The organism is Chryseobacterium sediminis (genome assembly GCF_008386505.1).
In the GTDB taxonomy this organism is placed as follows: domain Bacteria; phylum Bacteroidota; class Bacteroidia; order Flavobacteriales; family Weeksellaceae; genus Chryseobacterium; species Chryseobacterium sediminis.
The window spans coordinates 2,374,079-2,388,664 of the sequence record NZ_VUNZ01000001.1; the positions used below are offsets into that span (position 1 = coordinate 2,374,079).

The 14,586-nt window shown below is 35.9% G+C and carries 9 protein-coding genes; 3 read left to right on the forward strand and 6 right to left on the reverse strand.

The annotated features are described in order from the left end of the window. Positions 1–18: 18 nt before the first annotated feature. The gene (locus tag FW780_RS10735) at positions 19–3,024 is read right to left on the reverse strand and encodes a SusC/RagA family TonB-linked outer membrane protein (protein ID WP_149833571.1); all 3,006 of its coding nucleotides are present in this window, start codon (positions 3,022–3,024) and stop codon (positions 19–21) included. A gap of 295 nt (positions 3,025–3,319) precedes the next feature. Here FW780_RS10735 and FW780_RS10740 point away from each other — a divergent pair, with 295 nt between their 5' ends. Next, positions 3,320–3,904, forward strand: a complete 585-nt coding sequence (locus tag FW780_RS10740) for a ribonuclease HII (protein ID WP_149833572.1) — start codon at positions 3,320–3,322, stop codon at positions 3,902–3,904. A 132-nt stretch (positions 3,905–4,036) separates the two neighbouring features. On the opposite strand, the gene yidC is transcribed toward FW780_RS10740, so the two are convergent. The 3 genes from yidC to FW780_RS10755 all read right to left on the reverse strand — a co-directional run bounded on the left by yidC (position 4,037) and on the right by FW780_RS10755 (position 8,494). Further along, complete coding sequence (gene yidC, locus FW780_RS10745) at positions 4,037–5,836, reverse strand: membrane protein insertase YidC (RefSeq protein ID WP_149833573.1); 1,800 nt, start codon at positions 5,834–5,836, stop codon at positions 4,037–4,039. Between the two features lie 178 nt (positions 5,837–6,014). Then, positions 6,015–7,622 (reverse strand): CTP synthase, encoded by a 1,608-nt coding sequence (locus FW780_RS10750; RefSeq protein WP_149833574.1) that lies wholly within the window; start codon positions 7,620–7,622, stop codon positions 6,015–6,017. Positions 7,623–7,924: 302 nt separating this feature from the next. Then, on the reverse strand, positions 7,925–8,494 hold the full coding sequence (locus FW780_RS10755) for a YceI family protein (protein WP_149833575.1): 570 nt from the start codon (positions 8,492–8,494) through the stop codon (positions 7,925–7,927). A 137-nt stretch (positions 8,495–8,631) separates the two neighbouring features. On the opposite strand from FW780_RS10755, the gene radA reads away from it, so the two are divergent. After that, the gene (gene radA / locus FW780_RS10760; protein WP_047379126.1) at positions 8,632–9,981 is read left to right on the forward strand and encodes a DNA repair protein RadA; all 1,350 of its coding nucleotides are present in this window, start codon (positions 8,632–8,634) and stop codon (positions 9,979–9,981) included. Positions 9,982–10,127: 146 nt separating this feature from the next. Next, a complete protein-coding gene (locus FW780_RS10765) occupies positions 10,128–10,721 on the forward strand; it encodes an acyl carrier protein phosphodiesterase (RefSeq protein ID WP_149833576.1) in 594 nt (197 codons plus the stop codon). Between the two features lie 5 nt (positions 10,722–10,726). Here the strand turns inward: FW780_RS10765 and FW780_RS10770 are convergent, their stop codons facing one another. Then, entirely contained in the window at positions 10,727–11,242 is a 516-nt protein-coding gene (locus FW780_RS10770; protein ID WP_149833577.1) for a DUF6702 family protein, read from the reverse strand. A gap of 81 nt (positions 11,243–11,323) precedes the next feature. Next, positions 11,324–14,542 (reverse strand): S8/S53 family peptidase, encoded by a 3,219-nt coding sequence (locus FW780_RS10775; protein WP_149833578.1) that lies wholly within the window; start codon positions 14,540–14,542, stop codon positions 11,324–11,326. Positions 14,543–14,586 lie beyond the last annotated feature (44 nt).

Here is a 14,586-nt window from a genome sequence, read left to right on the forward strand (position 1 = left end):
GTAATAATTAATTAAAGTTTAGAAAGATGCTTTAAGATTCACCCCAAAGCTTCTAGTTGATGGATATTGCGTTGTATAAGCAAAACCTGCAGCATTCCCTGTTGTACTTGCAGTTTCCGGATCCGCATAGTTTCTGTTGTTATCCGCATACTTAAAGAACGGGTTTCTTGAGTAAACACCAACTGTCAATGAATTCAAGAAAGTAGAGCTTAAGACTGATTTTGGTATATCATAACTTAATGCAATTTCTCTGATCTTTAATGCAGTTGCATCCACTACTAAGTTTTCCCCAACAGCTCTATAAGCACTACTTGAGAAGTAATTAGTAACGTTAGTATAAGTTCCTGCTCCACCTACTGGAGTATTGTTAGGAGTATATACCGGATTTGCTGCTGTACCTGTATTTTGTACTGAATTAGGAACAACATATCCTTGAGTTCTGTCAAATTCCGCAGACTCTTCTAAACCTCCTGTAAAGGCAAGCAAGTTTTTCGTGAATGAAACAAATTGACCTCCTTTTCTGAAGTCTCCCATCGCTGATAAAGTAAATCCTTTATACTTAATATTTGTAGAGAATCCAAGAATATAATCAGGGGTAGCTCTACCTAAAACCTGAAGATTACTTGTTGTCAAAGGATTTCCTTTAGAGTCAACAATAATTCTTCCTTGATCATCTCTTTGGAATGCACTTCCTTTGATAACAGGGAAATCAGATCCTTTCACAGCGAAAATACCTACTGCTGCTGCAGTACTACTCAATAAAGATACTTCATCAGCTCCGTCAGCCAATTCCAATACTTTAGATCTGTAAGTAGAATATGATACTTTCATATCCCAAGTAAAATCACTTGTTTTAATTGGCGTGATTCCTAAATCAAGTTCAAGTCCTCTTAATCTCATTTTACCCACATTATCAAGAATACTTGTTAATCCGGATGCACTTGATGCTGTTCTTGCTGTAATTAAGTCATCAGTAGTAGATTGATAAACTGACGCATCTAATCTAATTCTATCTTTTAAGAATCCTAATGACAATCCGAAATCTAAAGTATTAACAAATTCAGGTTTAATGTCTACTGATGTAGGCGTTTGATTATTAATATATGAACTTAGCCCGTTAAATGGAAAACCTGTTGGGAATACTCCAATTTCATCAGTTCTGTAAGGATCTACTGCTGTTGTATTACCTACTCTTGTAAATGATCCGGTAATTTTTGCGTAGTTAAGAATATCTCCTTTTAAGCTTTCAAATGCTTTAGTAGGGACAAAAGATAAACCTACAGAGTAATATGGATAAACCGGGTTTGTTCTTTTTCCTGTACTAAATGGCCTTGTTGATAACACAGAAGACTGCTCAATTCTAAATGTAGAGTTTAAGAATAAATAATCATTATAACTTAAATCTAAGTTAGCAAATCCTGCAATAATTCTGCTGTTTGTCTGGTAGTTATCTAAATTAGCACTTGAATAAGGGTCTGGATTAAGTACATTTTTGATATGATACCAACCTGGTATATCTAAATTATTACCTCCTACAGATGTTACATTAAATGTTCTGTCCTGAATGTTATTACCAATGTTAAACTTTAATCCAATTTTATCCGTTAACTCATAATTAAAGTTAATCATTAAGTCACCATAGTAATTTCTTTCCTTAGATGTACTTTCATAGAACCAAGAAGTGATATCACCATTTCCTAAATCACCAAAAGTAATTCCATCGATAGATGTTCCAGGAAGATTATATGTTTTAGTGAAAACCGCACCATCATTATGTCTTGTATAAGTCATCCCTCTTGTTGTAACGTTTCCGTTATATGTAATGTTGATGTTCTTATTCAATTCATAGTCTAAACCAAGGATAGCACTAAAGTAATCACTACGTCTGTCATATCTTTCGTGATCAATTGTCCAATATGGGTTTACAGCATACCCTGTGTAATATCCTTCAATTCCACTATTTCTATAAAGTTTAATGTTATTGTTAGTAGGAGTCTGAAGAATATCATCATATAAAGATGAGTTTGTATTGGATATTATTCTGTTAATATAGTTGATGTTACCATCAATTTTCAATTTTCCTATTTTCTTTCCAGCTTTAAAAATAAAACTGTTTTGTCTTAGTTTATCACCCTCAACTACGAAATTATTTTCTGTTCTGTTAGCAGAGAAAGACACATATGAATCAGATCCACCTGCTGTTGCCGTAATTCCGTTTTGAGTTAATACTCCTGTTGAAAAGAATTTACTCATGAAATTCTTCACTGGAGCATATTTTTCATAAATAAATGACCCATCAGCCTGTGGAAGACCTGAAGGCATCATACTTCCTCCAATAGCAGGATTATCATAAGCAGCTCCCCAAGACATGTTTTCCCATGGCACATAGTTTGTACCTCCATAGCTTACATCACTCCATCCTTCATCCTGAACTCCTTTACCGTATTTCTGCTGAACTTTTGGAAGCATAAATGCGTTAGAAATATCAATAGATGAATTGAATGTCATCTGAAGTTTCTCAGATTTCGTACCTCTTTTTGTTGTAACAATAATTACCCCGTTTACCCCTTGCTGACCATAAAGTGCAGCTCCTTGTAAACCTTTAATTACGTTAATGTTTTCTATTGCTTCTGGTGGTATCTGCTGTAAGATATCAGCAGATGAAATAACGTTGTCAATTACAATTAATGCTTGGTTATTACCCGTAATAGATTTAGCTCCTCTTAAGACAATTCTATAGCTGGGGTCTACACCGTTATTTGTCAAATTGATTTGCAAACCTGAAACCTTTCCCGTCAACGCCTGTACAGCGGTTGGTGCAGACGCCTGATTCAGTTCTTTTGTCGTTACAACTTGCTGTGTATTTGTTATCGCATCAGCCTTTCTTTTGATACCTAAGGCTCCGGTAACAACTATCTCCTCTATATTTTTGGTTTTTAGAGTATCCTTCGTGTTTTGCGCTGATACCATCATAAATGATGACGATAGTACAACCGCAAATACACTCGCAGTTAATTTCTTCATATCAAATTCAATTATTTTTACAGATTACAAATATGTGAAACTTTCCCAAAACGACCAAAAAAAATGTTAAAGTTTTATAATTAATAAAAACAAACAGTTTCAAAGCATGCCAAAACTAACAACTCGCCAAAGAAACATACATAATTTCATCAATATGAAAAACAACTATAATTGACAACTTTAACACAAAGACCTAAAAACAATAAATTATACTCTTCCTAATACAGAAAACAGTAAAAAACACATAAAATAACTTCCTGTAAAATTTTATACTTTTGTATCAGAGAAACAATTCATGGAGCTAATAAAAAACTGGTCAAACCTTTACATCGAGGCTGGATGTGATGAAGTAGGAAGAGGATGTTTAAGCGGTCCGGTAGTGGCGGCGGCGGTAATTTTGGATGATAATTTCAAACAAAATCTGGTTAATGATTCAAAAAAATTAACGTTCAAAACCCGGATGGAACTGGATAATTACATTAAAGATAATGTGAAAGACTACGCCATATCAGAGCTTCCTCCTTCCTTTATTGATGAGCATAATATTCTTAATGCGAGCATTCACGCCATGCATCGGGCACTGGATAAATTAACGATAATTCCAGAGCTGATTTTGGTAGATGGAAACAAATTTCATCCTTATAATTACATACCCCATCAATGTATTATTAAAGGAGATTCTAAGATTTTGTCTATTGCTGCAGCATCCATTCTTGCCAAAAACTACAGGGATAAATTAATGATTCAACTTCATGAGGAACATCCTGAATATGGTTGGGATACCAATTTTGGTTACGCTACAAAAAAACATCAGGAAGCCCTTATAAAGTATGGCCCAACATCACATCACAGACAATCTTTCAGACTGAAATATGACTGAAAATACCTGATTTTCAATTGTTAAATTCTCATGCCAAGATCGAAAATTTAAAATCATTCTAAATAAAAAAATCAGATAAAAAAAGAGAAGCAATAGAATAATTGCTTCTCTTTTTATGTTATAATTAAGAAATTATTTCTTCTTATTTCTTTGCTGCTCCTGAGCTTTTTGCTGTTCCTGAGCTTTCTCCATCATTTCTCTCATTCTTTTCTGGAACTTACCTTCTGCTTTCGGTTTTTCCTTATTAGACTGGATCTGAGCATGGATTTTCTTTTCATCCAGAATCACATATTTAATAACGAGGATAATTAAGATGTTAATCGCATTCGATACAAAATAATACCAAGAAAGACCTGAAGCTGAAGTATTAAGGAAGAATAAGAATGTAATCGGGAAGATATACATTAAAACTTTCATATTTGGCATTCCCTCCTGTTGAGGCTGCTGCATATTTCCTGAGGTCATCACAGTATATATAAGGATTACTATTGTACAAGCTAATGCAAAAATACTTAAGTGGTCCCCAAGGAAAGGAACTTTAAACGGAAGCTTGATCAAATCATCATAAGCCGTCAAATCCTTTGCAAACCAAAATCCCTGCCCTCTAAGGTCAATAAAGTTCGGGAAGAAACGGAACAATGCATAGAAAATAGGAATCTGAACCAAAGCCGGTAAACACCCTGCCATCTGATTCACTCCTGCTTTTCTGTAGATCTCCATCGTAGCCTGCTGTTTCTTCATTGGATCTGCATCCTTAAATTTAGCATTCGCTTCATCAATTTCCGGACGGATCACCTTCATCATCGCACTCAATTTATGCTGCTTATACATAATTGGTGACAGGATTAATTTAACAATGATTGTCATTACAAAGATCACCCAACCTGCTGACAGTCCCCAAGCGGCAATAATACTATACAGCCACATGAAGAAGTAACGGTTCATTGCTCCGATGAATGACCAACCTAACGGAAGAATTTCATCAAAGTTCTTATCATAAGATTTAAGTAATGGTAAATCCAATGGCATGAAATACCATGTAAAATCCTGATTCAGCTCACTTCCGGTCATCTGAACAAAACCTTCATAGTTGAGTTTCTTCAAATATTCTCCTTCTTCAACATTTTCCTGATTTCCTTTGCTCTGAGTAAATCCGTTTTTAGCTTCAATTACTGAAGTAAAAAACTGCTGCTTTACACCAATCCAGTTAAGTGTTTCTTTTTCTTCATCCATTGTCGTTCTTCCATCATAATCATAGTCTTTATAATTATTGAAAGCGTAAGAAAATTCTGAGTGAGACTGTTCCTGGGCTCTACCTTTTTCTAAGTTTCTCACATTATAGTCCCAAATGAAATCAGCTTTATTGTCTGAAGTAATTTTGGAAAGCCCCTGAGTTCTTACTTTAAAATCAAGAGTGTATTTTGGAAGTAGTGTATAAATAAACTGAATTACAGCTCCATTATAATCTGCAGTTAAGGTTACAGCATTTCCATTAACAGAAGGTGAAAAAACTAAATCTTTAGTATTAACAACTTTCCCTGTTTTGTCTTTAAACTGAAAACCATAGTTTGAATTATTTTTAGTAATCAGATAAAGCGGCTGATCTGCATTGTCTGTTTTGTGGTTATAAGCTTTATATTTCAAAAGCTCCACTTTGGAAACCTGTCCTCCTAAGCTTGAAAATTCAAGTTTTAATTCATTATTTCCAAGACTTGCTGTCTGGATTGAGTTAGGAGTTACATTTGGATTGATATTGTTTGCCTGAGTTTGTTTTACGGCATTTTTTACCTGTTCCGTTTTCTGCTGCTGAGCTTTTAACTCCTCTTCTTTCGCTTGTTTGTTCTGGAAATAGAACATAAAACCGAAGAGAACCAGGCATAAAACCGCGAAACTAATCATTTGTTTCTTATCGATTCCGTTGTTTTGTTGCATTTTATTTTATATTAAAATTTTAAACTTAGGATGTACCTGTAACGTACATAATTTTGAGCTGACAAAAATACTGTTTTTTTATCAAAACTCTATGCTTTACGATGTTACTATATAATAAACTCAAGCTGAGAATAATCAGCTTGAGTTTATGTATAGACGTTTATGATAAAATATTACCTTATTTCTTTTCGCAAGCCTTGATGAAAGCTCTGAATAAAGGATGCGGTGTTGCTACCGTACTCTTATATTCCGGGTGATACTGAACCCCTACATAGAACGGGTGATCAGGAAGCTCAAGCGCTTCTACCAAGCCTGTTTCAGGGTTTGTTCCTGTAGCAAGGAAACCATTTTTCTCAAATTCCTGTAGATAATCACTGTTGAATTCATAACGGTGACGGTGTCTTTCAGAAATATTTTTGCTTCCGTAGATATCAAATAGTTTAGAACCGTTTTTCAAAGAACATTTCCAAGCTCCAAGACGCATTGTTCCTCCTTTATCGATAACATTTTTCTGCTCCTCCATTAATGAGATTACAGGATCCGGAGTTGCCGTATCAAATTCTACTGAATTTGCTTTTGTGTGTCCTAAAACATTTCTTGCAAACTCAACCGTCATGATCTGCATTCCTAAACAGATTCCCAACATTGGAATTTTATTTTCTCTTGCATATTTTGCGGTAAGAACTTTCCCTTCAATTCCTCTGTCTCCGAAACCTGGAGCCACAAGAATACCATTTACTCCTTTCAGAGTATCTTTAATATTTTCTTCTGTGATATCTCCACTGTATACCCATCTTACTTTTACCTCAGTTTCAAGGTCAGCCCCTGCATGTTTGAAAGCTTCAGCAATAGAAATATAGGAATCCTGAAGAGAAACATATTTTCCAACTAAGGCAATTTCAACTGTTTTCTTAGGATTTTGGAATTTCTTAAGGAAACTCTTCCAGTCTTTAAGATCAGCTGTTTTATCACTTTTCAGATCCAGTTCTTTCAATACTACATCATCAAAGTTTTGTTTCTGAAGATACATTGGAACTTCATAGATTGTTTCCAAATCTTTACATTCAATAACGTTTTCTAAAGCAACGTTACAGAATTGAGCCAGTTTTGCTCTTTGATCTTTAGGAATTTTATGCTCTGTTCTGCACACTAAAACATCTGCCATAATCCCGCTTTCCATCAACTGACGAACGGAGTGCTGGGATGGTTTTGTTTTTAATTCTCCACTTGAAGCCAGATAAGGCAGTAAAGTAAGGTGAATCACCATAGAATTACTTTCTCCCAATTCCCATTTCAGCTGACGAACAGTTTCAATGTATGGTAAAGATTCAATATCCCCTACAGTTCCTCCGATCTCCGTAATGATGATATCGTAGTTCTGTTTTGAAAGGATTTTAATTCTACGTTTGATTTCGTTAGTAATATGAGGAATTACCTGAACTGTTTTTCCAAGGAAATCTCCTTTTCTTTCTTTTTCAATTACAGTCTGGTAGATTTTTCCTGTAGTAACGTTGTTGTTTTGGGATGTAGGAGCATCAAGATAACGCTCGTAGTGGCCTAAATCCAGATCCGTCTCCGCACCATCTTCAGTTACATAACACTCTCCGTGTTCATAAGGATTCAATGTTCCTGGGTCGATATTGATATAAGGATCTAATTTTTGGATCGTTACATTAAAGCCGCGTGATTTTAGTAGAAGTCCCAGAGAAGCAGAAACGATTCCCTTTCCCAAAGATGAAGTTACACCTCCTGTCACAAAGATGTACTTTGTATTCTTTTTACTCATTAGATTAGGTTTGTGCAAAGTTAGGGGAAAAAGAAATACAAAGCAATTATTTAGATTTTGAAAATTGAAAAACACCGCTCAAACAATTATAAAACCTGATAAAAATTTTTATCTATTCTTGATATAAGCAAATGAAACAAAGCTATAATCAGAAAATTACAGCCAACCTGATTACCATCAGTTTTGTTCTGCTGAGAAATATTTTAAAAATGAAAAACTTTCGTAGTTTTATAAAAAACAACTTTCATAAAAAAGGTTTTCCACTCCAATGGAAAACCTTTTTTATTTTATGCTTTAAAATGTTATTGCTTAACCAGTTCAAAATAAGCTGTTACTTCAACATCTTTTGCAATCCCAGCTCCTGTAGGATCATATTTGATTCCGTAATCCAGACGGTTGACTGTAAATTTTGTCTGAATTCCCATGATTTGTTTACCGTCTTTATTCTTGGTAATTCCACCAAAGGTAACCGGAGCGCTGATTTCTTTCTCCACTCCTTTCATAGTCAGTTTCCCTTTTACGATATAATTGTTGTTTTTATCTTTTGTAACGGAAGAACTTTTAAATTCGATGGTAGGATATTTGGCAACATCAAAAAACTCTTCGCTTATAAGATGTCTGTCTCTCATATCCACTCCGGTATTAATGGTAGAAGTACTTATGGAAAAGTTTAAATCTGCATTATCCAGATTTGCACCACTACTAGCCATTTTACCGTCAAATTTATCAAACCTTCCCTGTACAAAGCTAATTCCCATGTGCTTAACATTAAAGTTGACAGAAGAATGCATGTGGTCTACTTCCCAGGTACCTTGTGCAAATGCCACAACACTTAAAAGTGCAAATACGAAAGATAAAAATACTTTTTTCATTGTAATAATATTTTACATTAACATTTTAATTGAATGAAGCTAAGATATGAAAGATATTTCTACTGCGGATGCATTAGTTTTTAATATTAAATCCATTTAGATTCTGAAAGAAAAATGCTTTTTTATAACTTCGCAGTATGGCAAAACTGAAAACAGCATATTTCTGTCAAAACTGCGGAACACAATACCCACAATGGCTTGGACAATGTAAAAACTGTGGAGAATGGAACACTTTGGTGGAAGAAGTGGTTGAAAAGCCGTCTCATAAAACTCCTCCTTTCTCAAAAACCAAACAACATGTAATCAATATTGTTGAAGTAGTAACAAGCGAAGAGCCGAGAATAAAAACTCCTTCTGATGAATTGAACCGTGTTTTAGGAGGCGGAATTGTTTTAGGTTCTGTTACTTTGATTGGTGGTGAACCGGGAATCGGGAAGTCTACTCTTCTGCTTCAGCTTGCTTTGAAAATGAAGAAAAAAATATTCTATGTTTCTGGGGAAGAAAGTGCTTCTCAGATTAAAATGAGAGCGGACAGGCTTACGGATATTCAAAATCCCAACTGTTTTCTTTTCACAGAAACATCATTAGAAAAAATTCTTCACGAAGCCAAAAAACTAGAGCCGGATTTCATGATCATAGACTCTATTCAGACTTTACAGTCTCAGCTGATAGAAAGTTCTCCGGGAACTGTATCTCAAATCCGGGAATGTTCTAATGAAATCATCAAATACGCCAAAGAAAATAATACTCCGGTATTCCTTGTAGGACACATTACCAAAGATGGTCAGATTGCCGGACCAAAAGTGCTGGAACACATGGTGGATGTTGTTCTGAACTTTGATGGAGACCGAAATCACCTTTTCAGATTGCTAAGAGCCAATAAAAACCGTTTCGGGTCTACTTCCGAGATCGGTATCTATGAAATGGTTTCTCAGGGGCTTAAAGAAATTAAAAATCCTTCTGAAATTCTGATTACCAAGAAATTTGAGGAACTTTCCGGAAATTCCGTTGCGGTTACTCTGGAAGGAAATAGGCCTATGCTTCTGGAGATTCAGGCATTGGTAAGTACTGCTGTTTACGGTACTCCTCAGAGAAGTTCTACCGGTTTTGATTCTAAAAGACTGAATATGCTTTTGGCTGTTCTGGAAAAAAGAGCAGGTTTCCAATTGGGAGCTAAAGACGTCTTCCTGAATATAACCGGAGGAATAAAGACTGATGATCCAGCATTGGATCTGGCTGTGGTAGCTTCTGTTCTTTCATCCAATGAAGATATTGCTATTTCAGAACATTACTGCTTTGCCGGAGAAATTGGATTAAGTGGAGAAATACGTCCTGTAGCACAGGTGGAACAAAGAATTACCGAGGCTGAAAAGCTAGGCTATGAAAAAATATTTGTTTCCAATCTTAATAAGATTCCGAAAAGAAAATTTGGTATAAAGATCGAAGAAGTGAGTAAGATTGAAGATTTTCATGAGAGGCTTTTTTAATGTGAATGATCAATTTTTGCTTCGCAAGTCAATGGTCAATAGGGATGCAATAAAAAAATTCACGAGCGAAGCGGATTCACTATTCACTATTCACTATTCACTATTCCCTTTGTCAAACATTCACTTTTAATTCATACCTTTAAATTATGAATTATCTGGCTCATTCCTTTCTTTCTTTTACCGACGGACAGATCGTGGGTCAATTTCTCGAAGATTTCATCCGCAACAGGGATCGTTTTTCTTTCCCTAAGGATATTCAAGACGGAATTACCCTGCACAGAGCTATTGATACCTATACAGACTCCCATCCTGCTATTCATGAGGCTAAAAAAGTATTTGCACCTTTGGTAAGACTATATGCGGGTGCATTTGTAGATGTTTCTATGGATCATTTTGTAGCCAGAGATCTTTCCCTGAATTCTCTGACGGAATGGAAAACTCATTCTCTTAAGGTTTATAAAGTATTAAATGCCAATGAGCAATGGCTTCCGGAAAACTTCAAAAAAATGCTGGTCAAAATGGAACAGGATGACTGGCTTTATAATTACCGTGAAGACTGGGGAATTAAATTCAGTATTCAAAATGTACTCAATAAAGCAAAATACCTGGATAAAGACATTCCAGTTTTTGAAGCTTTTTTAAAGAATAAAGATCATCTTCAGCAATGTTACGATGACTTTTTCCCTGACCTTCTTGCTCATGCAAAAGGAATTAATACGTTACTTCAGCTGGAAAATTAATATTCTTAAAACTGCTTATAAAGATAGCGGTTAGGATAGGTAAGTTTTTCACTGTTTCTTTGTCCGTTCACAATGATGTGGACAATATTGATCTGATCATCGAAAAGGTTGTACAGAAAGCTTACGGCAGTTTCTACTTTTTTAGGGGTGGCTACAGGTTCTGACTCTAGAAATATATCTACAGATTCCTGGTCTTCTTCATAACCGATATAGTTTACTTTCAAAAATTTACCGTCTGCTTTTAATTTAAAATATTCTGAACAGTATTTCTGTAATGCATCATTCAATTTTGCTTTGTATTTTTCATCATTAAAATGAAAAGATCCTCCATATTTTTTTCCCAAACCATTTTCCATATCATCAAGGAAGAATCGTCCGGTCACTTCAAAAGTTCTGGATTTTGCATTATAATTAATTTCTACTGAGCCTACATGATAAGGATGAAAATCTTCATCACTCACAAAACTCTGAAATACCATGGTTACGAATAAAAAAAAAACCAAAAAAAGCTTACCCGACATGAATTCTATTTTTACAGCAAATATAAAAAAAGCAGCAGTTATAAAAACCGCTGCCTCTGATTATAATTGATTGGTCAAAATTTATTGCTTAATTACCTTTTTCGTAATTTTTGTACTATCTTCCAGTACAATGGTGAATAGATAAGTTCCTCTTACCAGCTCTGAAACATCAATTTTACCTGAATTAGTATCCACATTTACAGTTTTAATCAGTTTTCCTGAGGCATCATAAATGGTTACCGCTGCTTTGGAATGTCTGCCTAATGCAACATTTACAAAATCTTTTGCAGGATTCGGAGTGATGTTTACATCTGAGTTCAGCTTAACATCCGATGTTCCTAATGTTGTTCCTGTTTTAACAAAATATCCGCCAAAACCTGTTGTCTGAAAGCTCACTTCCCAATATTGATAGGTATCGTTCCAGATAATATCTGCAATATCAGGCGTAATAATTGTAGCAGCCCCTCCAAAAGAAGCCACTGTACCTGTAGTACTGGTTCCTGTATATTTTTCAATAAGAAGATTAGCTTTATTGGCAACATCGGTAGGTGAAGTAGGTAATTTAACTCCGTTTGTCAGATTATAAGCATCAAAATCGCTCTGTTTAAAATATAACGTTACTTTTCCGGTTGCTGTGGCTGCATTCGTGTCTGGGTTTATTTCATATCTTCTCGCAACATAGTTTGGCTGTGCATTATCTATCCATACCTTTGATGTTGTATTTCCTGTTACAGTACTCGCAGTTTCTTTTTCAACTCTGGAGATAAGCTGGCAGGCATTGGTAAAATAGTTATATCCATTGGCTACCGCACTAGCTTTCGTTTGGTTGGTAGTTGCTAAATTTTTCACCTCAGCAACATTTTCATATACAGTAGCTCTCATTTTAAGATCGAAGGTTCTGGAAGTCCATGTTGTACCATCTGTGGACGTCTTGGATCTGTTGTTGACCACTGCACTCTCAGCTTTCATGGCAATTCTTCCGCCTAAGCCATTTACAACAATATAAAATTCTTTTCCGGTTACCATTTGTACATTCAAATCGGAAAGATTCACGTAATTCCAGGTAAATCTCTGCACATTATTAAGCCATGAAGTAATGGTTTTGGTGGCTATAATATCTCCGGGATTCCCATTTACATCCACTTTTCTGATTTGAATATCTACCGGAATGTCAGAAGGGAGTGAAGTTCCCGTTAAGAATGAAAATCCTCCAAGTTTTCCTGTTAATGTTGGTGTATATCTGACAGCAAGAGCTATATTATCAAAGTAATAATTAGATTCTGTATTGGCAATAATATAAGGTTCATCATATCCTACAGTCTCAAAATTAGATTTCACACATCCCAGCTCATCGGTTACCGCTTTGTAAATATCTAGTTTACCATACCCCCATCTCATGTTGGGCACAGTTCCCGTTGCTCCATCCATTCTTGCATTAGAAGTAAGACGTGATTTTACCTGAGCTGCCGTTAATGCAGGATTTGCCTGAAGTAATAATCCTACAGCTCCTGCTACACCAGGAGAAGACATACTTGTTCCCTGATTTTTCACATAATAATTAGTCCCGGCAATAATATCTGTAGCACCTGGAGCAGAATCACCTGATCTGGATGAAATAACATTCTGTCCTGAGGCCGCAATATCCGGTTTTTGAAAACCATCTGTTCTTGGTCCCTGTCCACTGAATGAAGATATAGACTCCTGTGGAGTAAGTGTATAATAACCGCTTGTACCACTATACCAACTTGCTCTTCCCATGTAAGAAGCAACGGTAATAGCATTAGAAGCATTCCCCGGTGATCCTACAATATATTCATTATCTCCATTTTGTAAGGTAGTTGCCACTCCCTGACTATACAGCCAGCCGTGGGTTGTTATCTGCTGCGCTCCATTATTAGTGATTTCTAATGTATAATTCCCCTGAACATTGGTAGTTCCGGAGGTTCTGGTTACTATTAGTTGTACATATCTTTTGTTGTTATCATTCCCCCAATAGTTATACATAGTTGCTGTAAGGCCTCCTCCCAATATAGTATGAGCCGTAGTCGTACTAATATTCTGTGTATATTGTTGCCCATCCGGAGTAGTTAGCTTTGCCGTAACAGCAGTATTGTCATTGGCATACATAATGAATGAAAATACTGAAGTAGCAGAAGTATTGCTTGCTACTGTAAAATTATATGTCTGTGCCGCACCAGCTTCAATATCCACTTTTCTGTGAAGATTAGCTCCATAATCATTTCCCGCAGAGATAACCACAACTCTACCAGGTCCTGATGCGGTAAAATTGTTAACTGCCACTTCATGACTGGATGTTCCGTCATGGGCTGTTCCCTGGCCGCCAATACTCATATTGACAACGATAGGTTTATTAAGTGCCGTAGCTACATTCTTGAAATAGGTTAAGGCATTAATGGTGTTTGTTGTAGGAAAAGAGCCATTCCCTCCTTTTACAAAGACAATATCTGCATCGGATGAAAATCCTTTATGTCTTTTATCTGTAAAAGCGGAGCCATTTCCTGCAGCTGTACCTGAAACGTGAGTTCCATGTCCGTTTGTATCATTTTCACGAACAAATCCTACAGGTGTTCCATCCAGCTCATCTTCAATCTGAGTTCTTGTATATTCTACCCCTGTCGAAAATCCTGTAGGCGTAGTTTCTCCGGCTTGTGCCGTTAATGTCTGATCCCAGATGGAAACAATTCTGCTTTTGGTCTGGTCATTAGCTTTTCTGAAATCCGGATGCTTCCAGTCTATTCCACTGTCATAAATTCCCACCAAAACACCGGTACCATTATAAGCCGTATTATTGAAAACTCCATCCTGCAAAAGACTTGCTCCGGACTGGGCTCTGCTTACATCATTATGAAGCTCATCAAATGCCGGTCCCATTACAGACGTTACATAAGGAAGCTGCGTAAGTCTTTCAATATCTTCAATGGTAACCAATGCTGTAGAAAAAGTTGGCAGCTGGCTCTGAATAATGAATCCGTCTGCTTTCAGTTTTTCCGGTTCTTTGGTATAAATAATACATGAATACATTGTTTGTGCCCCTTTTGAAGTCACCACCAAATGTTGATCAAGTTTCATATCCGGACGTTCCAGTTCTTTGACCGCCCTTCCATTCGCAATACTCTCTTTGTTTTTCAATAAAACATCAAATCGAGAGTCCAGTTTCTGTACCTGCCCGTAAAAAGCATAGGAATATAATCCTAAAAAGGCTGCTGTTGCATTTCTTAGAAGCTTCGCTCCTCCATGTGAAATGCTTACTTTTGTAAAAAATAATTTTTTAATTTCCATATTTCATTTTTATGCAATACAATTATACAATTTTTATTTAAAAC